The 21028-nt window shown below is 72.6% G+C and carries 21 protein-coding genes; 6 read left to right on the forward strand and 15 right to left on the reverse strand.

Annotated features, from left to right (window positions below; translation table 11 throughout):
• Nucleotides 1-15: 15 nt before the first annotated feature.
• The 5 genes from AB0E02_RS28400 to AB0E02_RS28420 all read right to left on the reverse strand — a co-directional run bounded on the left by AB0E02_RS28400 (nucleotide 16) and on the right by AB0E02_RS28420 (nucleotide 8421).
• Nucleotides 16-3195 (reverse strand): SMC family ATPase, encoded by a 3180-nt coding sequence (locus AB0E02_RS28400; protein WP_362144084.1) that lies wholly within the window; start codon nucleotides 3193-3195, stop codon nucleotides 16-18.
• Complete coding sequence (locus AB0E02_RS28405; RefSeq protein WP_362144086.1) at nucleotides 3192-4358, reverse strand: exonuclease SbcCD subunit D; 1167 nt, start codon at nucleotides 4356-4358, stop codon at nucleotides 3192-3194. The genes AB0E02_RS28400 and AB0E02_RS28405 overlap by 4 nt, the downstream gene beginning before the upstream one ends.
• Nucleotides 4359-4464: 106 nt before the next feature.
• Nucleotides 4465-5997, reverse strand: coding sequence for an alpha/beta hydrolase (locus tag AB0E02_RS28410; protein WP_362144088.1), 1533 nt, complete (start codon nucleotides 5995-5997; stop codon nucleotides 4465-4467).
• A gap of 63 nt (nucleotides 5998-6060) precedes the next feature.
• Nucleotides 6061-7596 (reverse strand): APC family permease, encoded by a 1536-nt coding sequence (locus AB0E02_RS28415; protein ID WP_362144091.1) that lies wholly within the window; start codon nucleotides 7594-7596, stop codon nucleotides 6061-6063.
• 198 nt (nucleotides 7597-7794) lie between these two features.
• Nucleotides 7795-8421: a YigZ family protein gene (locus AB0E02_RS28420; protein ID WP_362144093.1), complete on the reverse strand. Its 627-nt coding sequence runs from the start codon at nucleotides 8419-8421 to the stop codon at nucleotides 7795-7797.
• Between the two features lie 263 nt (nucleotides 8422-8684).
• Between AB0E02_RS28420 and AB0E02_RS28425 the strand changes: the two genes are divergently transcribed.
• The 4 genes from AB0E02_RS28425 to AB0E02_RS28440 all read left to right on the forward strand — a co-directional run bounded on the left by AB0E02_RS28425 (nucleotide 8685) and on the right by AB0E02_RS28440 (nucleotide 11002).
• Complete coding sequence (locus AB0E02_RS28425) at nucleotides 8685-9476, forward strand: type VII secretion system-associated protein (protein ID WP_362144096.1); 792 nt, start codon at nucleotides 8685-8687, stop codon at nucleotides 9474-9476.
• 161 nt (nucleotides 9477-9637) lie between these two features.
• Nucleotides 9638-10045: a CoA-binding protein gene (locus AB0E02_RS28430; protein ID WP_362144099.1), complete on the forward strand. Its 408-nt coding sequence runs from the start codon at nucleotides 9638-9640 to the stop codon at nucleotides 10043-10045.
• A 25-nt stretch (nucleotides 10046-10070) separates the two neighbouring features.
• Entirely contained in the window at nucleotides 10071-10571 is a 501-nt protein-coding gene (locus tag AB0E02_RS28435; protein ID WP_362144102.1) for a GNAT family N-acetyltransferase, read from the forward strand.
• A 71-nt stretch (nucleotides 10572-10642) separates the two neighbouring features.
• Nucleotides 10643-11002: a MerR family transcriptional regulator gene (locus tag AB0E02_RS28440; RefSeq protein WP_362144105.1), complete on the forward strand. Its 360-nt coding sequence runs from the start codon at nucleotides 10643-10645 to the stop codon at nucleotides 11000-11002.
• 4 nt (nucleotides 11003-11006) lie between these two features.
• Here AB0E02_RS28440 and AB0E02_RS28445 read toward each other — a convergent pair whose 3' ends face one another.
• Nucleotides 11007-11564: a YbaK/EbsC family protein gene (locus tag AB0E02_RS28445; protein WP_362144108.1), complete on the reverse strand. Its 558-nt coding sequence runs from the start codon at nucleotides 11562-11564 to the stop codon at nucleotides 11007-11009.
• Between the two features lie 42 nt (nucleotides 11565-11606).
• Entirely contained in the window at nucleotides 11607-12179 is a 573-nt protein-coding gene (locus tag AB0E02_RS28450; protein ID WP_030413592.1) for an XRE family transcriptional regulator, read from the reverse strand.
• 105 nt (nucleotides 12180-12284) lie between these two features.
• On the opposite strand from AB0E02_RS28450, the gene AB0E02_RS28455 reads away from it, so the two are divergent.
• Nucleotides 12285-13154, forward strand: a complete 870-nt coding sequence (locus tag AB0E02_RS28455; RefSeq protein WP_362144111.1) for a DMT family transporter — start codon at nucleotides 12285-12287, stop codon at nucleotides 13152-13154.
• Between the two features lie 21 nt (nucleotides 13155-13175).
• On the opposite strand, the gene AB0E02_RS28460 is transcribed toward AB0E02_RS28455, so the two are convergent.
• Nucleotides 13176-13946, reverse strand: coding sequence for an acyltransferase (locus AB0E02_RS28460; RefSeq protein ID WP_362144114.1), 771 nt, complete (start codon nucleotides 13944-13946; stop codon nucleotides 13176-13178).
• 137 nt (nucleotides 13947-14083) lie between these two features.
• Between AB0E02_RS28460 and AB0E02_RS28465 the strand changes: the two genes are divergently transcribed.
• On the forward strand, nucleotides 14084-14617 hold the full coding sequence (locus tag AB0E02_RS28465) for a gamma carbonic anhydrase family protein (RefSeq protein WP_362144116.1): 534 nt from the start codon (nucleotides 14084-14086) through the stop codon (nucleotides 14615-14617).
• Between the two features lie 105 nt (nucleotides 14618-14722).
• Here AB0E02_RS28465 and AB0E02_RS28470 read toward each other — a convergent pair whose 3' ends face one another.
• From AB0E02_RS28470 to AB0E02_RS28500, 7 genes are all read right to left on the reverse strand, one after another.
• On the reverse strand, nucleotides 14723-15487 hold the full coding sequence (locus AB0E02_RS28470) for an enoyl-CoA hydratase/isomerase family protein (RefSeq protein ID WP_362144118.1): 765 nt from the start codon (nucleotides 15485-15487) through the stop codon (nucleotides 14723-14725).
• Between the two features lie 51 nt (nucleotides 15488-15538).
• Nucleotides 15539-16312: a cytochrome P450 gene (locus AB0E02_RS28475; RefSeq protein WP_362144120.1), complete on the reverse strand. Its 774-nt coding sequence runs from the start codon at nucleotides 16310-16312 to the stop codon at nucleotides 15539-15541.
• Between the two features lie 581 nt (nucleotides 16313-16893).
• A complete protein-coding gene (locus AB0E02_RS28480) occupies nucleotides 16894-18261 on the reverse strand; it encodes a cytochrome P450 (RefSeq protein ID WP_362144122.1) in 1368 nt (455 codons plus the stop codon).
• 10 nt (nucleotides 18262-18271) lie between these two features.
• Complete coding sequence (locus AB0E02_RS28485; RefSeq protein WP_030413585.1) at nucleotides 18272-18862, reverse strand: ATP/GTP-binding protein; 591 nt, start codon at nucleotides 18860-18862, stop codon at nucleotides 18272-18274.
• Nucleotides 18837-19217 (reverse strand): DUF742 domain-containing protein, encoded by a 381-nt coding sequence (locus AB0E02_RS28490; RefSeq protein WP_362144126.1) that lies wholly within the window; start codon nucleotides 19215-19217, stop codon nucleotides 18837-18839. The genes AB0E02_RS28485 and AB0E02_RS28490 overlap by 26 nt, the downstream gene beginning before the upstream one ends.
• Complete coding sequence (locus tag AB0E02_RS28495; protein ID WP_362144129.1) at nucleotides 19214-19627, reverse strand: roadblock/LC7 domain-containing protein; 414 nt, start codon at nucleotides 19625-19627, stop codon at nucleotides 19214-19216. The genes AB0E02_RS28490 and AB0E02_RS28495 overlap by 4 nt, the downstream gene beginning before the upstream one ends.
• On the reverse strand, nucleotides 19624-20838 hold the full coding sequence (locus AB0E02_RS28500; RefSeq protein WP_362144132.1) for an ATP-binding protein: 1215 nt from the start codon (nucleotides 20836-20838) through the stop codon (nucleotides 19624-19626). Before AB0E02_RS28500 ends, AB0E02_RS28495 begins: the two co-directional genes overlap by 4 nt.
• Nucleotides 20839-21028: the final 190 nt, after the last annotated feature.

Raw genomic sequence — 21028 nt, forward strand, 5'->3', positions numbered from 1 at the left:
GCCCTCCCCCCGGGCTCAGTGCCGCACGTGGTGCCGTACCGCCGAGCCGGTGCGGGCCTTGACGACCTCCAGCTGGGCGGGGATGCGGGCCTTGAGGTCCGCGACATGGCTGACGATGCCGACGCTGCGGTCGCGTTCGCGCAGGGAGTCCAGCACGTCCAGCACCTCGTCGAGGGTCTGCTCGTCGAGGCTGCCGAAACCCTCGTCGATGAAGAGGGTGTCCAGCCGGGTGCCGCCGGCCTCGTCGGTGACGACGTCGGCGAGCCCGAGGGCCAGCGCGAGCGAGGCGAAGAAGGTCTCGCCGCCGGAGAGGCTGGCGGTGTCGCGCTCACGGCCGGTCCAGCCGTCGATGACGTGCAGCCCGAGCCCGGAGCGGCGGGTGCCGCCGGCCCGCTCGTCGGAGTGGACGAGGGTGTAGCGGCCGGCCGACATCCGGTGCAGCCGGGCGCTGGCGGCGGCCGCGACCTGTTCGAGCCGGGCGGCGAGGACGTACGACTCCAGCCGCATCCGCCGCTCGTTCTCACCGGACGTGCCGGCGGCCAGGGCGGCGAGCCGGGCGATGCGGTCGTGGGCGGCGCGCGCCGGGGCCAGCGCCCGGGCGTCGGCCCCGGCGCGCGCGGAGAGCCGGTCGAGTGCGGCGGCGCGGTCCTCGGCGGTGGCGTGGGCCGTGGCGGCGGTCCGCAGCCGGGCCGCCGCCTGCTGGTGGGCGGCCTGGGCGGCGTCCGGGTCCGCGGGCGGCAGGGCGGCCGCGGCGGACACCTCCGGGTCGGCCAGTTCCGCCTCGGTCGCGGCGGATTCCCGCTGCCAGTCGTCGAGCCGCTGTTGCAGGGCCCGCCACTCCTCGTCGCGCAGCAGTGCTCCGGCGGCCTCCTGCGGGGTGTCGAACCCGGCGCGGTAGGCGGCGTCGGAGAGCGCGGCGTCGGTCTCCTTGAGGCGCTCGGCGCAGGAGTGCGCCGTACGGGACGCCTCGGCCGCGGCGGCCAGCCGGGCCACCTGCCGCTCCAGGTGTCCGGCCCGCTCGGCGACGCTCGCGCAGTCCGCGCGGGCCCGGGTCGACTCCTCCTCCAGGGCGGCCCGTTCGGCGTCCAGTGCCTCGCGGCGGGAGGTGCGGGCGGCGGCCCGGCGCTCGGCCTGCTGCTGCTCGGTGCGGCGCCGTTCGTGCTCCCGCTCGGCGCGTTCGAGCGCCTCGCGGGCGGCGTGCAGATCGGCGCCGCGGGCGTGCTCGCGGGTCAGCTCGGCCCGCAACTCCTCGACCTGCGCGGTGAGTTCGGCCACCGGGGAGTCCCCGGCGGTGGCGGCGGCGCCGGCCCGTTCCTCCTTGGCCGACTGGCAGCGCTGCTCCGCCTGCCGGCGGGCGTCCTCGGCCCGGCGGTACGCGGCCAGTGCGGCTTCCTCGGTGGCGCGGTCGACGTGACCGGCGCCGGCCCGGGCCGGTGCCGGGTGCTCGGTGGCACCGCACACCCCGCAGGCCGTGCCGTCCGTCAGCCCCGCCGCGAGCTCGGCGGCGATCCCGCGCAGCCGCCGGTCCTTGAGGTCGAGCCAGTGCTCGTGGGCGGCCGCGGACCGCTCCCGCGCGGTCAGCAACTCCCGTTCCGCGGCGCGTACTTCTTCGGTGAACCGGTCGCGCCGGCGGGCCGCGGCGAGCCGTTCGGCGGCCGGTTCCACGCGGGCGGCGAGCTGCTCGGCGCGGGTCGCGGCCTCCTGGGCCGTCTCGATGCGCTGCTGGTGGGCGCGGCGGGCCCGGTCCCACTGGGCGAGCCACTCGTCGGCGTCCAGCAGGGTCTGCTCGTCGGCGCGCGCCTCGCGGTCCAGTGCGCCCCGTTCCGCGCCGATCTCGGCGGCCCGCCGCTCGGCCCGCCGGGCCGCCCCGAGCGAGCCCAGCTCCTCCCGCAACGCCCGTTCCTTCGAGGCGAGTTGGTCGCCCGCGGCGTCGGTGAGTTCCGGCGGCAGGAGGCCGCGGCATTCCGCGTCGGCGCGCCGGGCGGCGTCCAGGTCGCGTCCGGCGGCGTCGCGCAGCGCCAGTGCGGGCGCCACCTCCGCGGCGGCGCGGGCCCGGGCCAGCCTCGTGCGGGTCTCGTCCCGTTCGGCGGCCCGGGCCTCGATCGCATCGGCCCGGCGGCGGGCGTCCGCGTACCGCTGCTGGAGCCGGTGCCGTTCGCGGGCCTCCGCCAGCCGGCCGGCCGCGGTCCGTTCGGTCTCCTCGGCCCGGTGCAGCGCACAGCGGGCGATGTCCAGCCGCTCCCGTGCGGTCACCCGGGCGACGGCGGCGCCGGCCAGCACCGCGTCCGCGAATCCCGGCTCGCCCGGCCCGGGCACGTCCGACTCCGCCGGGGCGGCCCCGGTGCCGCGGCCGACCCGCCCGGCCGTGCCCGCGGTACGCCGTCCGGCGGCGCCGCCCTGCGCCGGGACCGAGGCGGCGGTACGCCGGCCGGGGTCCGCGGCGGGCAGCAGTCCCGCGAAGACGGCGGCGTCGCCGGCTTCCGCGTCCGCGGTCCCGCCGGCCGCCTGTGCCATCCGGTGCGCCAGCGCCAGCAGCCGTTCGTCGCCCGCCGCGACCTCGTCGGCGGCGGCCCGGCGGCGTGCGGTCAGCTGCTCCTCCAGCGCGGCGAACCGGCGGGTGTCGAAGAGCCGCCCCAGCAGCCGGGCGCGGGCCTCGGCGTCGGCCCGCAGGAAACGCGCGAACTCCCCCTGCGGCAACAGCACGACCTGGCAGAACTGCTCCTTGCTCATGCCGAGGAGCTGCCCGATCTCCTCCCCGATCTCCTGGTGCGAGCGGCTCAGCGCCTTCCAGTGCCCGTCGCCGCCGGCCGCCCGCTCCTGCGGCCCGGCCGGTACGAACTCCCGCAGCCGGCTCTGCGCCTTCTCCCTGGTCGTGCCGCTGCCGCGCTTCTTGGGCCGTGGCTGCTCGGGCAGCCGGGTGATCTCCAACCGCCGTTCCGCGACGGTGAGTTCGAGGACGACCTCGGTGAGGGTCAGCGGGTCGGCCAGGTCGCTGCGCAGTGCCTGGCCGCTCTGCCGCGCCCCGGGGACCGACCCGTAGAGCGCGAAGCAGACCGCGTCGAGGACGGAGGTCTTGCCGGCTCCGGTCGGCCCGTGCAGCAGGAACAGGCCGTCCCGGGTGAGCCGGTCGAAGTCGACGGTCTGGGTGTCGCCGAACGGCCCGAACGCGGTGACGGCCAGCCGGTGCAGCCTCATCGTGCCCCCTCGGCCGCCATCTGCTGGGCGCGCACCTCGTCGATCGCGGAGCTCAGTTCGGCCCGCTCCTGCGCGTCGGCCGCGCGGCCGGACCGTACGTGTGCCACGAAGTCCTCGGCGATCTCCTGGTCGCTGCGGCCGCGCAGCCGCTGGGCGTACGAGGCCGGCGAACGGTCCGGCCCCTGGTCGGGGTCGAAGACCAGGCTGACCACGTGCGGGAAGCGGCGGGCCAGCCGGGCCATGGGTTCGTGCGGGCGGGCGCTGTCGGTGAGCGTCGCCTCGACCCAGGAGTCCTCGTGCCCGGCCAGTGCCGGGTCGTCGAGCAGGTGCGCGAGCGGCCCCCGGATCCGGGCCAGCGGCCGCGGGACCGGGCAGTCCACCCGCTCCGCCTGCACCGCCCCGTCCGCGTCGAGCTCGACCAGCCACATCGATTTGCGGTGGGTGGCCTCGGAGAACGAGTACGCCAGCGGGGAACCCGAGTAGCGGACCCGTTCGGTGAGGGTCTGGCAGCCGTGCAGATGGCCGAGCGCGGCGTAGTCCACGCCGTCGAACACGGCCGCGGGGACGGAGGCCACACCGCCGACGGTGATGTCGCGTTCACTGTCGCTGACCGCGCCGCCGGTGACGAAGGCGTGCGCCAGCACCACCGAACGGGTCCCCGGCGGCCGGCCGGCGAGGTCGGCGCGCACCGTGTCCATCGCCGCGCCCAGCACCGCCGCGTGGTCGGCCCGGGGCGCGCCGAGGGCGTCGCGCACCAAGGCGGGTTCGAGGTAGGGCAGGCCGTAGAGCGCGACCGGGCCGTGCGCGTCGTGCAGCAGCACGGGGGTGCCGCAGTCGGCCGGGTCGGTGCGCAGGTGCATGCCGGCCCGTGCCATGAGTCCCGAGCCGACGCCCAGCCGGCGGGCGGAGTCGTGGTTGCCGGAGATCATCACGGTCGGGACGCCCAGCTCCGCGAGCCGGTGCAGCGCCTCGTCGAAGAGTTCGACGGCGGCGAGCGGCGGGACGGCCCGGTCGTAGATGTCGCCCGCGACGAGTACGGCGTCGATGTCCCGGTCGCGCACCGTCGCGACGAGGTGATCGAGGAAGGCGCTCTGGGCGGCGAGCAGGCCGACCCGGTGGAAGGACCGGCCCAGGTGCCAGTCGGAGGTGTGCAGAAGTCTCACTCGACCGCTCCGACCTGCACGTTTCCCCCTCCCGGGCCGTCCGTTGCGCCGCCCGGTGTCCGCCGGCCGGCCGTGCCCAGGGTAGCCGCCGGCGGCCCGCCGTCCGCTACCGGGCTCCGGCCGCGGGCGGTGTGGCGCGGTCCGTGCAGCGCACGTCGTGTGCCGGGCGGCGGCCGGTGGTGAGGAAGGTGGTGACCGTACGGTCGCCGCAGGCGGTGCCGTTGGCGAGGTAGGCGCCGTGGCCGCCGTGGTCGAGGGTGACCAGGCGGGCGCGGGCACCGAGGGCCTGCCGCATCTTCAGGGCACCGGAGTAGGGGGTGTAGGGGTCCCGGAGGTTCTGGAGCATCAGGATGTTGGACGGTCCGTCGTCGGTGATCCTGGTGGGCCGGGCGTCCGGCGCGTCCTTCCAGAAGGAACAGGGGGTGATGTTCGCGGGCATCCCGGCGGTGAGCGGGTGGCGGGCGCGGTCGGCGGCGACCGCGCGCCGGTGGGCGGGGGCCGAAGCGGGCCACCGCACGTCGTTGCAGAGGGGCGCCGCGATGGCGGCGGCACCGGCGTCGGGCAGCGGTCCGGCGAGCTCGGCGGGCAGGACGGGGCGGGCGGCCGGGTCCTGGGCCTGCCGGACGAGCCGGGCCAGCGGCGCGAAGGAGGTGTCGCTTTCGAGGGCGTTCTGCAGTGCCTGCCGCAGCACGTTGCCGGTCAGCGGCACGGACGGGGTGGTGGAAGCCTTGGGCGCGCGGTCCAGCTTCGTGGCCAGCGCGAGGAAGCGCGGGCGGACGTCTTCGGGGCGGGCGGCCAGCCGCAGGCCGTCCTTGTCGCGGGCCGGGTCGGCGGCCCAGGCGGCGAAGTCGGGGAACCGGTCGTCCGCGCCGGTCGACATGTTCGCCAGCCAGCCCCGCTCGACCCGCGCCGGGTCGGGGTCGCCGTTGCTGTCGAGTACCCAACGGTCGGTGTGCTCCGGGTACTTCTGGGCGTAGACGGCGCCCACGTACGTCCCGTAGGAGACGCCCCAGGCCGAGAGTTTCCGCTCGCCGAGCGCCTGCCGGAAGCGGTCGAGGTCGCGGACCTCGTTGGCGGTCGAGAAGCTGCGCAGGACGGCGCCGCCGTGCCGGTGGCAGGCATCGGCGACGCGCCGGGCGCGGGCGACGTTGTCGGTGATGTCGCCGTCCGGGGAGGGCCAGGAGCGCAGGTGCACCAGATAGCGGTCGGCGGGTGCCAGCCCGCAGCTCGCCGTGGAGCTGCCGCCCACCCCGCGCGGGTCCAGACCGACCAGGTCGTACGCCCCGCCCGTGGCTTTCCGCAGCGCCTCTCCCTTCTCGGCGAGCTGCTGCACCCCCGAACCGCCGGGGCCGCCCGCGATCAGCAGCAGGGTCCCGCGCCGGGCGGCGGGCCGGTTGCTGCGGAGGCGGGACACCGCGACGGTCAGCCGGGGCCCGTCCGGGTTCCGGTAGTCGACCGGGACGGCCAGGTCGGCACACTCCTGCCCGGCGGGGCCGCCGGGCTGGGCACAGGGCCGCCAGGCGAGGGGGGCGGGCGCGCCGGTGGCGGCGGGGGCGGGCGGGGCGAAGCCGGTCAGGGTGGCCGCGACCGCCGTGGCGGAGAGGCTGAGGAGGAGGGCGCGTCGTGGGTAACTGGTCATGGGACAAGGGTGGTTGGGACGCGCCCGGACTCCCATCCGGCAGCCACGAGACCCGGGGTGGGGTTATCCCCCGGCACCGGCGGCGCCGGTCTCCTCCCCGGCCGGGCGGTCGCCCTCGTCGCCGCGCCCGTCCCGGTGCCCGTCGCCGGGCCCGTCCGCCTCCGGGGAGCGCTCGTCCTCGTCCGGGTACCGCTCGTCGATCCGCTTCGGCCCGAACGGCCACTCCTTCTCCCGGCGGGCCCAGCCGAGGAACGCCACGCCCCCCGCCGCGACCCAGGCCAGCGACCATTCGATCGGGTGCCGGCCGGGCGCGTTGCGGTCCGCGTAGCCGTAGATCACCAGCCAGCCGACGAGCGCGACGAGCCCGGGGAGCGGGTAGAGCCACATCCGGTAGGGGCGGTGCAGGGCCGGCCGGCGGCGGCGCAGCACAGTGACCGCGGCGACCTGGGCCAGCGACTGCACGATCACCATGACGGTGGTGAGCAGCTGGATGATGGTGGCGAGGTCGGTGTGCCGGCCCAGGAGGAAGCCGGCCGCCATCACCGTCCCCATGGTGAGCAGGCCGAGCACCGGGAACCGGTGGCGCGGGTGGAGGGTGCCGAACGGGCGGAAGAAGACCCGGTCGCGGGCGGCGTCGTAGGGGACCCGGGAGCCGCCGAGGAGCCCGGTGAGGACGGAGGCGACGGCGGTGACGAGGATGAGCACGGTGACGGCGCCGGCCGCGCCCGGGCCCCAGGCCCGCTCCAGCACGGCGGAGGCGACGGAGGAGGACGCCGTGGAGTGCGGGTCGAGCATCTCCCGCCAGTCGACGACGCCGAGCGTGCCGATCTGCAGCAGCAGGTAGATGGCCATGATGCCGAGGATGGCGGCGATGATCGCGCGCGGGACGGTGCGCCCGGGATCGCGGATCTCGGCGCCCATGTAGGCGATGGTGTTGTAGCCGAGGTAGTCGTAGATGCCGATGGTCAGCCCGGCCGCGAAGCCCACCCAGAAGTGACCGGCCGTCAGCTCGAAGGCATGCGCGGGGTAGGTGAAGGCGCGCTCCGGGCTGAAGTGGGTGAACGCGGCGACGATGACGAGGACGACAGCGGCGATCATCACCACCCAGAGGACGACGGTGAGCCGGGCGATGCGCTCCACGCGCCGCCACAGCAGCACCACGATGCCCACCGTGACCACGAGTCCGACGGCATCGCCCTGCCCCTGGCTCATCCCCGGCCACAGATAGCCGAGGTACTGCACGAAGCCGATCACGCCGGTGGACATCCCCAGCGGGATGAACAGCATGGCCGTCCAGACGAACAGGAACGGCATCAGCTTGCCGGTGCGGTACTGGAACGCCTGCCGCAGGTAGACGTAGCTGCCGCCGGCGCCGGGCAGCGAGGCGCCGAGTTCGGCCCAGACCAGCCCGTCCGCGAGCGCCAGCACGGCGCCGGCGAGGAATCCGATGACCGCCTGCGGTCCGCCGAAGGCGGCCACCATCAGCGGGATGGTGACGAACGGACCGATGCCGCACATCTGGCTCATGTTGATGGCGGTGGCCTGGAACAGGCCGATCCGGCGGACGAATCCCGCCCGTTCGTCGAGGAGTTCAGGCATCGGCGGCCCCCTTCTCGTGCCGGCACGGCGGAGCTTTGGCCCCCGCCGCTCGCCGGTGCGGCACCGGTCGCCGCGCCACAGGCTGACACGCCCGGCACCGCCGCGCACCGGCACGGACCGGACTTTCCGCCTGACCGCGGACCGGACGTCACCGCGACCGCCGCGCCCGGCCGCCTCCCCCGCAGGCCGCGCCCCCGATCAGACCTCCCCGTACGCCTCGCCGCCGAGCTCCAGCCGGGCCGTACCGGCCGTCGCGTCCGCGAGCCAGGCGCGGAACGCCTCCACCTCGGCCTCCGGCAGCCCGACCTCGATGCGCACCTCCGCCCCGTACGTCACCTCCCGCACCGCGCGGCCGGTGGTCCGGAGGTCGTTCTCGACCCGGCCGGCCCGCTGGTGGTCGACGGTGACCGTGGCCAGCCGGAAGCGCTGCCGGGTGACCGTGCCCAGCACGTCCAGGGCCTCGCCGACGACGCCGCCGTAGGCGCGTATCAGCCCGCCGGCGCCGAGCTTGATGCCGCCGAAGTAGCGGGTGACGACCGCGACGACGTAGCGCACCTCGCGGCGGAGCAGCATCTGCAGCATCGGGACGCCCGCGGTGCCGCCCGGCTCGCCGTCGTCGCTGGCCTTCTGCACGCCGCCGTCGGCGCCGAGGACGTACGCCCAGCAGTTGTGGCGTGCGGTGGGGTGCTCCTTGCGGATGCGCGCGATGAAGTCCTGCGCCTCGGTCTCGTCCGCGACGGGCGCGAGCGCGCAGCGGAAGCGGGACTTGTTGATCTCGATCTCGTGGACACCCTCGCGCGCGAGCGTGCGGTACTGCTCCTGCATCGCTCCAGCCTATGCGGCCCCTGTGACAGCGGGCTCCGGGTCCCGGCGGCCCGCGCCGCGCTGGGCGGTCCGCCAAAAGGGCGCGGGGGTCCGCCGGACGGGCGCAGTCCGCACGGCCAGGCGGCGTACCCGCCCCGTCCGCACGGTGCGTCGGGGAGACGTCGGGGCCGGCCGTGGGCAGGGTGAGGCCAGTGCGAGAGCCTCGTGTTCCGGGGCCCCGCGCGTACGCGCAGGAACGGACCGGCGGGTTGGCGGAGGGCTGCATGGAAGAGAGCACACAGTCGGCGATGACGGCGGGCGAGCCGCTGACGGGCGAGGACATGCCCGAGCCCCCGCCGGAGGTCGTCGAGGCGGCACGCGAGGCGCCCGACCACTGGCTGGCCCTGGTGGACCTGACGTGGCAGGGCGAGGGGCCGCCGCCTCTCTGGGCGCTGATCGGGCAGTGGCGGTCCGGGCCGACCGGTGAGATCGAGGAGTGGCGGGACAACCCGGAGTACCGGCCGTCGCCGCAGATGCTGGAGTGGTCGGAGCCGGCCGACCCGGTGGACCGCGCGGTGCAGCTGGCCGCGACCGGCTACGGGCCCGGCCAGGACGTCACCGAGGCGCTGGCGCGGGCCGAGGTGTCCGTCCTGGTCACCGCGACCGGCACCCCGCTGGCCGCCGCCTCGCCCGAGGGCACCCCGGTGATCCCGGTCTACACCTCGGAGGGCTACCTGGAGTCGGTGGGCCGGCTGCTGTACGACCGCCGTCCGGTGGCCGACCTCGTCGACCAGCTCCCTCCGGGCCATGCGCTGTACCTGAACCCGACCGGGCCGGTGAGCATGCTGGTCGACACCGAGGAACTGCGTGCCGCGCTGGCCGGGACGTCCGCGGAGGCGCCGGAGGAGTCCCGGGGCGCGGCCGCGAACGGGGCGCTGCGGCCCGGCACCGGGGCCGGCAGCGCCGAACCGGTGGGCGGCGGCCGGGCGATCGGCAAGCCGGCCCGGGCCGCCACCGGCAGCACCGTCGTCGGCGCCGGGCTGGCCGGCGGCACGGTCGTCCGCGCCCGCCGCTGACCGCCTTCGCCCCGCCCCACTAAAGAACCCGCCCCGCCCGCCTTCCCCTTCGGGCGGGGCGCCTGCGTCCACAGGCGCGCCCGCCGTGGCCCGGGCGGGAATCTTCCGGCGGCGCCGGCCGTTGATCCGCACGAGAACCTTCCCTGAGCAGGAGGCAGTGCGTGTACGGCGATCCCAGTACGATCCGCAGGATCCTCACCGAGCTCGGCGACACCTGGGCCGTCGTGGGCCTGTCGAACAACGACCGGCGTGCCGCGTACGGCGTGGCCGAGGTGCTGCAGCGCTACGGCAAGCGCATCGTTCCGGTGCACCCGAAGGCCGAGACGGTGCACGGCGAGCCGGGCTACCCCTCGCTCGACGCGATCCCGTTCCCGGTCGACGTGGTCGATGTGTTCGTCAACAGCGAGTTGGCGGGGCCGGTCGCCGACGAGGCCGTGGCGGTCGGCGCGAAGGCCGTCTGGTTCCAGCTCGGCGTGGTCGACGAGGGAGCCTGGAACCGCGTGCGCGATGCCGGTCTCGCCATGGTCATGGACCGTTGTCCGGCCATTGAGATACCGCGTTTGGGCTGAGCCGGGCGTCCGCTAGCGTCCGTACATGAGCGAAATACGGGCCGCCGCCCCCGGGGACGCTGCCGAACTCGTCCGGCTGCGCCGTCTGATGTTCCAGGCGATGAACGGCGAGGAGGGGCACGGCGGTTGGGAGCAGGAGGCGGAGGCGGTGGCGCGCCGGCTGCTGTCCGGGCCAAAGCCGCGACTGGGTGCGTTCGTGGTGGCGGGCGACGAGGCGGCCGGTGCGCCGCATCTGGCGGCGTGTGCGGTCGGGACGGTGGAGCAGCGGCTGCCCGCGCCGGGCCACCCCTCGGGTCGCTTCGGCTTCGTCTTCAACGTCTGTACGGACCCGCGCTATCGGGGCCGCGGCTATGCCCGTGCCACCACCGAGGCCCTGCTCGACTGGTTCGCGGGGCAGGGCGTCAGCCGCGTCGACCTGCACGCCACGGACGGCGCCGAACCGCTGTACCGCAGCCTGGGGTTCCACGAGCACTCCACACCGCTGTCGCTGGACCTGCGCGCGGGCGTGCGCCGGAAGGCCGGCTGAGCGGGCACACGGCCCGCCCCGGCCGGGGGCCCGCCCGCCCGGAGGCACCGCGGCCGGGTGAAGGGGGAACGATGCTGATCGGAGAGCTGGCGAACGAGGCCGGCACCACCGTCCGGGCACTGCGGTACTACGAACAGCAGGGCCTGCTCCATCCCCGGCGAGCGCCGAACGGGTATCGGGAGTACGACGAGGGAGCAGTCGGCCGGGTGGGAAACATCCGGCTGCTGCTCTCGATCGGCCTCACCGCCCATGACGTCCGTGCCCTGCTTCCCTGTCTCGATCAGGACATCACCGGTGGTCCCGGGTGTCCCGCGAGCGCACGGGTCATCGCTCGGAGGCCCACCGACGTGGAGGAGAAGATCGCCGCCCTGGACGTTGTCCGTACCCGTCTCGGCGAAGCACTGGCCCAGGCCCGGCGGCCGGTGCGGTGACCAACTAGGCGATGCCCAGGCCGTCCAGGACCGTGGCGCCGGGGAGTTCGGCCAGGGCCTTGCCGGGGACGATGAGCTTGCCGCGGCGGCTGCCGCTGCCGAGCAGGGCGTAGGGGGTGTCGGCGACGGCGGCGTCGACGAGCAGCGGCCAGCCGGCGGGCAGGCCGACGGGGGTGATGCCGCCGTATTCCATGCCGCTCTCGCCGACCGCCCGGTCCATCGGCGCGAACGACGCCTTGCGCGCGCCGAGTTGGCGGCGGACCACGCCGTTGACGTCGACGCGGGTGTGGGAGAGGACGACGCAGGCGGCCAGGGTGGTCTCGCCACCGCGCTTGCCGGCGACCACCACGCAGTTCGCCGACTGCTCCAGCAGCCAGGGGCCGTAGTGCTCGACGAGCAGGGCGGTGTCCGCGATGGCCGGGTCGGTGTCGACGAAGCGGAGTTCCTCGACCGGCACGGAGCCGCTCCAGCCGCGGATCGCCGCGGCAACGGGCTCGGTCAGCAGGTCCAGGCACTCGACGGCGGGCCGGACCTCGTCAAAGGCATCCATCGGGACGGGCATGGCGCCAAGTTAACAGCCGCGGCCGGCCGCCGTACGACCGTCTCAGCGGGCGGGCTGGATGATCACGGACATGGTCATCTCGACCGGTTCGGTTCCGTCGTTGCGGTAGCCGTGCGCGACCTTGGCCTCGAACGTCGCCGAGGCGCCGGCCGGCACCGTGTGGTCGACCCCGTCGACGACGAGGGTGAGGGTGCCGGCGCGGACGTGGAGCAGTTCGACGGTGCCGGGCGGATGGGGGTCGGAGGTGCTGCCGTCGCCGGGCATCAGCCGCCAGTCCCACAGTTCGAAGGGGCCGGGTGCCTCGCCGCCGACGAGGAGCTTGGTGAAGCTGCCCGCCTCGGTGGACCACAGGCGGACCGCCTCGCCCGGCCCGACGATCCGGACCTGGGGGCCCTGTTCGTAGTCGAGGAGGGTGGTGATGCTGACGCCGAGCGCGTCGGCGATCTTGACGGTGGTTCCCACGCTCGGGTTGGTACGGGCCTGCTCGATCTGGATGATCATGCCGCGGCTGACGCCGGCGCGGGCCGCCAGGGCGTCGAGGGTGAAGCCGCGCTCGGCGCGCCAGTGCTTGAGGTTGCGGGCGAGCGACTGCGTGAGCTGGTCGAGGTCCGTCACGGTCCGTCCAAGTCGAGGCCAATAAATTAGATGCCGCAGTTCATTTTGTTGGACTACGGTGTGGTGTACTTCAGCGTCCGGTTCACTGTACTGCGAGGTTTCATCATGACAGCGGTCTTCGCCCTGGCCACCAGCCTCCTCTGGGGGCTCGCCGACTTCGGGGGCGGACTGCTCACCCGACGATTCCAGGCACTGACCGTAGTGGTGGTCTCGCAAACCCTGGCCGCCGTGGCCCTGGGCGCCATCGTGGTGGCGACCGGCGGCTGGCGGGAGGCCGGTCCGCAGCTGTGGTTCGCGGTCGGTGCGGGCGTCGTGGGCCCGGCCGCGATGCTCTGCTTCTACCGCGCCCTGGCGCTCGGGCCGATGGGCGTGGTCTCCCCGCTCGCCGCGCTCGGCACCGTGCTCGTACCGCTCGGTGTCGGCATCGTGGCGGGCGAGCGGCCCGGGCTGCTGCAGGCCGCCGGCATGGTCGTGGCGGTCGTCGGGGTGCTGCTGGCCGGCGGCCCGAAGATCGGCGGCGCGTCCATCGCCCGCCAGACGGTCGTGCTGACGCTGGTCTCGGCGCTCGGTTTCGGCGCGGTGATGGCGCTGATATCGGAGGCGTCCACGACCGTGACCGGGCTGTTCCTCGCGCTCTTCGTCCAGCGGGTGTGCAACGTCGCGGTCGGCGGGGCCGCCCTGTACGCGGCGGTGCGGCGCGGCACCCCGGCGCTGCCCGAGGGCGGGTTCGCGGCCCTGACGGGTTCGCTGCCGATGCTCGCCTTCGTGGGCATCGCGGACGTCGCCGCGAACGGCACGTACTCCCTCGCCGCCCAGCACGGCCCGGTCACCATGGCCGCGGTGCTCGCCTCCCTCTACCCCGTCGTCACCACGCTCGCCGCGCTCGGCGTCCTCAAGGAGCGGATGCGGGCCGTACAGACGGCCGGCGCCTCCCTGGCGCTGGTCGGCTCGGTCCTGCTCGCCTCCGGCGGCTGACACCCCGTCGGGCCGCGGCCGCTACGCCTCCCCGGCGGGCGCCGCGGCCTCCTCCGCCGCCCACTCCCCCAGCGCCAGCAACTGCTCCGGTGTGACGCCCTCCGGGATCGGCACCGGCGCCGGGGTGCGCAGCGGCGGCTGCCAGCCCGTAGCCGGGTCCCAGCGGCGGACGATCTTGGCGGGCGCGCCGGCGACCACCGCGTGGTCGGGAACCTCACCGCGGACCACGGCACCGGCCGCGACCACCACGTTCCGGCCCAGCCGGGCGCCGGGCAGGATGACCGCACCGGTGCCGATCCAGCTGCCGGGGCCGATGCTGACCGGGTCGGTGCGCGGCCACTGCTTGCCGACCGGCACCTCGGGGTCGTCGTAACTGTGGTTGGTGGTGGTGACGTACACACCGGGGCCGAAGAAGCAGTCGTCGCCGATCGTCAGCCGGACATCGGCGATCACATGGCTGCCGCGGCCGAGGACCACGCCGTTCCCCAGGGTGAGGATCGGCTCCGGGCCGAGGTCGAGGTCCGGCATCATGCCCGCCGTCAGCGTCACGTCCTGGGCGATGATGCAGTGGTCGCCGATCTCGATCCAGGGGTCGCCGAAGACGGTGCCCTGCGGGAACGCGAGCCGGGTGCCGGTGCCGATCCGGCGGAAGCGGTACGGGCCCGGCCGGCCGGCCGTGACGGCCGCGGCCTCCCGCACCCAGCGCGCGCCCCGGTGGACGGCGCGCGACACGGCCCGGCGCCGCCAGGCCGCCAGGGACGAGAACACGTTCTGGTTTATCGGCACCCGCACACCGTACTCAGCACCCCGGGCGCCGGACCGCGCGCCGGGCTGTGATCTTCGCCCCACCGGCCGACGGCCCGGCCCACCGGCCCGTGGGTCGTCTACGGTGCTGGGGGCGCGGCGCACAAACGGCGAGGAGATCCAAGATGGCGGAACGGGCGTTGATTTCAGCGGTGGGCGGCAAGGAGCCGAAGGTGGATCCGACGGCGTTCACCGCTCCGACGTCCGTGGTGCTCGGCGAGGTCACCCTCGCCGCGGGCGCCGGCGTCTGGTACCACGCGGTGCTGCGGGCCGACTGCGGCCCGATCGTGCTGGGCACCGACAGCAACGTCCAGGACAACTGCACGGTCCACGTCGACCCGGGCTTCCCGGTGACCGTCGGCGACCGGGTCTCGGTCGGCCACAACGCGGTGCTGCACGGCTGCACCGTCGAGGACGACGTCCTGATCGGCATGGGCGCCACGGTCCTGAACGGCGCCCATATCGGCGCCGGCTCCCTGGTCGCCGCCCAGGCACTGGTCCCGCAGGGCATGCAGGTGCCGCCCGGCTCCCTCGTCGCCGGCGTACCGGCGAAGGTCAAGCGGGAACTGACCGCCGAGGAGCGCGAGATGATCCGGGTCAACGCGGCGATGTACCTGGAACTGGCGGCCGCGCACCGGGAAGCGACGGCGGAGGACTGAGGGCCGCCGGGGCGGGGGCCGCGGGCTGACGGGTCCGATGAGCAACGGTGCGGCCTGGTCAGGGCCGCACCACGGATCCGACGTCCCCCGACTTCATGCCGGGGTTCAGCCCCGCCTGGCCTGGTGGGCGGCGCCCAGCGCGGAGGAGAACAGCTCCGCGTCGAAGAGCGTGGCGTCCGCGAGGCGATGGGCGTTCCCGTAGGCGTTCATCATGAGCTTGGCGGTGCGCAGAGCCATGGGCGACCGACGAACGAGCGGTTTGGTCCAGCGTGTCACCGCGCTGTCGAGTTCCTCTTCGGGGACGACCGTGTGCAGTATCGACAGTTCCGCGGCCTTCTCTGCACCGAAGTTGGCGCCGGTGAGCATGAGCTCCCGCACCTTGGCGGCGCCCGCTTCGTGCAGCAGCCGCGGCAACGAACCGCCCCAGGCCGGCGGCATGCCGAGCGCGAGCTCCGGCATGCGGAATCGGCAGTTCTCCGCGCCGGCCCGCAGGTCGCAGAAGAGCGCGAGCGCCAGGCCCGCCCCGATGACCCCGCCGTGCAGCCGGGCGATGGTGACCGTAGGGGCGGTGGCGAGGGCGTCACAGACCCGGCGGGCCTTGCCGGCGAGGCTCCGCAGATCGGAGCCGGCCGGGTCGGTGGCGAGGAGATCGCCGAACTCCCGGCGGTCGCCGCCCAGACAGAAGTCGTCACCCGCGCCGGAAAGGACCATGACGCGCACGCCTGGGTCGTCGTGCAGGGCACCGAGTACGGCGAGCAGTTCGTCCAGGACCAGTCCGGATACCGCGTTCCCGGTCTCCGGGCTGTTCAGCTCCACCTTCACGACCGGTCCCTCGGTTATCACGCGGAGGGCCTTGAAATCTTCTCTCACGGTGTGCTGTCTTCCTCGCTTCCGACTTTCCTGCGGCGGTCCGACGGTATGTCAGGGGCCCGCCACCCGCAGCTCCATGATCCGCCGGAACCCCACCCGCGGCGCATGGACCGGGGGTGCGCTGACGCGTAGCCCGGGCATGCGGCGGAGCAGCGCGGAGAGCAGGGTGCCGGCCTCCAGACGGGCCAGGGATGCGCCCAGGCAGTAGTGGATTCCACCGCTGAAACTGAGGTGGCTCGCCTTGCGGCGGATGTCGAAGATCTCCGGATCGGCGAAGTGCGCGGGGTCGTGGTTGGCTACGCCCACCATCAGGTGCACCATCCGGTCCTTCTCGATGGTCACGTCGCCGATCGTGGTGTCCTCGGGGGCGACCCGGCTGATGATGTGGTTCGGGGAGTCGTAGCGCAGGACTTCCTCTATGGCATCGGGTATGTGCTCCGGATGCGCCCGCAGCCATCCGAGCTGACGCGGGTGCTCCAGGAGCAGCCACACCATGGAGGACAGCAGGGTCGCCGTGGTCTCCGGGGCGGCCAGGAACACCAGGAGCGCCAGCAGGTACACGGCCTCGTCGGCCGCCTCCCGGTCGGACTCCAGCTCGTCCCAGGTGCGCAGCCAGCGAGAAACCGGGTCGTCACCGGGGGACTTGCGCCGTTCCTGCACCAACGACCGGAAATAGGACTGCAATTGGACGGTTGCGGCATCGGAGAGGGCGAGCTGACTCGCGGAGGGCAACAATTCCTGGGTGAATACCTGGTCGTGGGCCAGCTCGCGGAGAAACGTGTAATCACTTCGCGGCAATTGCAGCCACCCCCCGATGGAGCTCATGGGGAGCTCCTCGCTCACCACGGTACTGAAATCCGCTTCACCACTGCGCAGTTCATCGGCGAGCCGGTCGAGAAGGCGCTCGGTATGCCATTCGATCGTACCTGCGAGACCGGCCAGGCATTTCCGATCGAACATATTGCCCAATGACCGCCGCACCCGCGTGTGATGCGGCGGATTGAGCGCCGGCAGCGTCCTCCCCATCTCCACCGACGAGGGCGCGCCCCAGCGGGTACCCCCGCCCTGACGTGCCCGCCAGGCACTGTCAGGGACCGGCCATGTCCGGTCCCGGAGAATCCGGTCGCACAAACCGTAGGAGTTGACCAGATACCCGCCCCATGGGGCAGGAACCACGTCCCCCATTGCCCTGAGTTCCGAGTAAATGGGCAACGGATTCGCTTGTCCACTCCCCTTCCGCAAACGCGAGAAGAGCGAAACCACCGCACGCCGGTCAATGGACCGAGTGGCCAGGGCGGGCTCCACAACGACTCCCCTTCAGAAGATCATGTAGGACGCGACACCCCTATCTACCCTTGACGGCGAACATTCATACGATGCACCCTCGATCGGCTTCGTTGTGAACGTCACATCTTCCACCACGACAAAAACCCGCTCCACCAGCTACTCTTCCGGGATTTGTCGTGAGTCTGCTTCTGGCCTGCGATGGCACCGGCACCTACCGGACCCGGCATCGGCCCGGCCGCACGGCCCTCGACCCGGACGGGGGTGAAGCGGGCCGGCAGTGAGTTCAGGGCCCGATGGAAGGGGCCCGGTCGCCAGGTCAAGCTCTCCTCAGGCACCCCGAGTTCGATGTCGGGCAGCGTGTTCAGCAGCTTCTCGATGGCGAGCACGGAGATCAGCAGAGCCGGGTCCTTCGCCGGGCAGGCGTGCGGACCGGCGCCCCAGGCCAGATGCGCGCGCTTGCTCAGCGTCTGCCGCCCGACCGAGAGGCCCGGATCGGTGTTGGCCGAGGCGAAGCTGATCAGGACCGGGCTCCCGGCGGGGAGCTTGCTCCCGGATATCTGCACGTCCTGGACGGGGTAGTGCGTCGCATAGTTGGCGATCGGCGGGCTGTTCCACAGCACGTCGTGGAGAGCGTCGTCGACCGGCAGACCGGCGGATTGCTGGCCGCCCGCGTACCGCTCGTCGCACAGCATCAGCCGCAGCGCGCTGGAGATGAGGTTCTGCATCGGCTCGGCGCCGGCGCCTATCAGCATCACCAGCTGGTGGATCATCTCCTCGTCGGAGAGCTGGGAGGGATGCTGCATCAGCCACGAGGTGACGTCGTCGCCCGGGTTGGCGCGCTTGATGGCGACCAGCTCCAGCAGCGATTCGGTCAGCGTCTCGTTGGCCTTCTCTGCGTCGATGCCGTCGAAGATGCCGGAGAAACCGAACACCAGCCGGTCACCGATCTCGGCCGGGCAGCCGAAGAGGTCGTTGAAGACCAGCAGCGGCAGCCAGCGGGCGTAGTCGGCGACCAGGTCGGCCTTCCCGTGCCCGCTGAACTGCTCGATCAGGTACTTGGCCACCCGGTCCACGTGGCGCCCCACGCGGTGCATGTCCAGCCGGGAGAGGCTGTCGGTCACCGCCTGACGCAGCCTCAGGTGTGCGGCACCGTCGGAGAACATGCTGTTCGGGCGGTACATCAGCATGGGCAGCACGGGGCTGTCCAGGGGCACCCGGCCCTCGTTGAGCGCACGCCAGCGGCGCGGGTCGCGGGCGAAGGCATCCGGGTTCTGCAGAATCTGCAGCGCGGTCGCGTAGTCCGTGACGAGCTCCGCCTCGACACCGGGGGACAGTTCGACCGGGGCGGCCGGACCGTGCTGCCGCAGCCGCTCGTAGACCGCGTGCGGGTCCGCGGCGAATTCCGGGCCGTACAGGGACGTTCTCATGCCGTCGGCATGGGCCGGGCAGCCCGGCGGCGGAGTCTCGAATTCCGAGTGAGAATGCATGCCTGAACTCCTAGTTGAGGCGGGACTGGAGATAGCGGACGAGCGCGATCAGGGAATCTGCCGAAGAACGCTGGTCCCGCGCGTCACAGTGGACAACGGGCGTCTCGGGAAGCAGGTCCAGCGCCTCGCGGATCTCGTCGACCGAATGCGCGGGGGTCCCGTCGAAGCGGTTCACGGCGATGGCGTACGGGATTCCGTAGTGTTCCACCAGGTCCATGACAGGGAAGGACTCCTCAAGACGCTGGGGGTCCACCAGGACCAACGCCCCGAGCGCCCCACGCGTCATGTCTTCCCACACCTGAACGAAGCGCTGCTGCCCGGGCGTTCCGAACAGATACAGGACCAGCTGGTCGCTGAGGGTGAGCCGGCCGAAGTCCATGGCGACGGTCGTCGTGGTCTTGCCGGGCGCGCCCTTCGGGTCGTCAATTCCCTGGCCGGCCTGGGTCATTACCTCTTCGGTACGCAGCGGAGGAATCTCCGACATCGTCCCGATGAACGTCGTCTTCCCCACGGCGAAGTGCCCCACCACCAGGATCTTCGCCGCGGTCTGCACCGAATTGCGCAAGTACACGCCGTCATCCAAAGCGGGCCTGGAGCCCATGCAGCACCTCCTCAAGAATTTTCCGGTCGACAAGCTGGGCGCTGGGTACGGGCGCCCGGGAACAAAGGTGACCCTCGTGTACGAGGTCGGACACCATAATCTTGACGACGCCCATCGGAAGCCGGGTGTGCCCGGCAATTTCGGCGATGGACAGGAAACCGCCCGAACAGAGGTCGAGTACACTCAGCCGCTCGGGGTCGAGCGGCCTGGTGCGGGGCGGTTCCGGGTGCACGGTGACCAGGGTGATCAGCGAGAACTCCTGATCATCAAGGAGATCACGGCCGTTGGTGATGACGTACGGCCGTACTAATTCAGCTGCTTCCTGTTCCAGCTCCGGCTCGTCATCGGTCGTCATGACTGGATATCGGCCCTCTCACGCGGCGGACTGGTCAGTGCCTTGCCGAGCTGGCCGACCAGCTGCTGCATGCGGAAGGTGATCTCCGCCATGTCGACGTCGGGTGATGCCGAAACCGCAAGATAGGCGCCTTCGCCGGCCGAGATCAGGAAAACCCAGCCGTGGTCGAATTCCACCAGCGTCTGACGCCATTGCGGACGGACCGTGGGCGCGCCGCCGTTGCAGAAGTCGGCGACCGTACGGCTCAGTGACTGCATTCCGCTCATGGCGGCGGCGACGGTGTCGGCGTGATCCCGGCCGACGTCCTTCGAACGGGCCATGAGAAGGCCGTCGGCGGAGACGAGAATGGCATGCTGCGCTTCGGGCAATTCCAGAGCACTGTCAAGCATCCACGACAGATCGTAGTTCACTGAACCTCATGCCCTTCATTGCTTGCATTGGTGGATCGACGGCCGGATTGGGTGCCGCGCTGGAATGCACCCATCACGGATGCGGCCTTTGCGCTGTCCCGGGCCGGAGTCCGGTCGTTCTCGGCTTCGGCCGGCACGATGGATATCGCGCCGCGGCGGCGGCGCTTGGGCAGCCCGCCCGCGGTGGTCTCCGGCTCCGCCGGCGCGGCGGCCGGAGCGGGCGGCGCGGCAGGGGCCGACGGGGCCGGCCCGCGGTAGCCACGTGCGCCGACATCAGCGGCCTGACCAGGACGGTTCTCGGGAGGCAACGGGGGCGACGCGGCCACGACAGGGCTCTCCTCGGGCTCGTGCAGGGACGTCAGCAGATCGTCGGGGAGCAGGACGACCGCGCGCACGCCGCCGTACGGAGAAGTGGAGTCGACCGAGACGCTGAAGCCGTACCGGGCGGCGAGCACACCGATGACGGTGAAACCGAACTGCGGCGGATTGCCGAGGCTGGAGACGCTCGCGGAATTCTCGCTGGACAGCAGCCGGGCGGCCCGCGCCTTCTCCTCCTCGTTCATGCCGACACCGGCGTCGTCGACGACGATGCAGACACCCTTGGGCACCGGGCGGATATTGATCTCGATGACCGTCTCGGGCGCCGAATAGCTGGTCGCATTGTCCAGCAGTTCGGCCAGCACCAGCGCCACCGGTTCCACGGCACGGCTCACGATGCCGAAATGGCTCTGCGACCGGATTTCGACGCGCGTGAAGTGACGAATACGCCCCTTCGCGCTGCGGACCACGTCGTAGAGCGAGGCGTCCTGGCGGCGCCGGCCGAGCCAGCCGTCACAGAGTACGGCGATGGACTGGGCCCGTCGCGCGAACTGCGAATTCATGTGGTCGATGTCGAGGAGATCCTGCAGGATCTTGTGCTCGCCATACGTCTCCTGCAGCTTGGAAATCGCCAGCTGCTGCTCACTCGCCAGACCTTGCAGGGTCCGCATGGCGGCCTTCAGAGTGGTTTTGGTGGCCTCTTCGGCCCGGTCCTTCGCCTCCTCCACGGCCTCCGCGTAGTGGTCCTCAAGATTCGCGTAGTGCTGCTTGAGTTCAACCTTCTCTTTTCTCAGCTGCGCGATCTTCATTCGTCCGCGAACAATCGCGGTTGCGGCGACAGGAGTGCCAGCGACCAATGCCCACAGCGCTGGATCCTGGAAGTATGGCGTCATAGGACTCTCTTCGGACGACGGAGCCACCGGATGTCGTATGCCGGACTGCGGTGCACAGCATCACTCACCATCCCTGACATACGTGAACGGCCGCGCGCAGTCGCCTGCCAGAGAGCCATCAAAGGGCCGGCTAATGGCATCGTTCTCCCCGGAGGTGGCGATTTTCATAGGCCAATGCGCGGATTTCTTT

The sequence above is a fragment of the Streptomyces sp. NPDC048196 genome (assembly GCF_040652715.1).
Lineage (GTDB): Bacteria > Actinomycetota > Actinomycetes > Streptomycetales > Streptomycetaceae > Streptomyces > Streptomyces siderophoricus.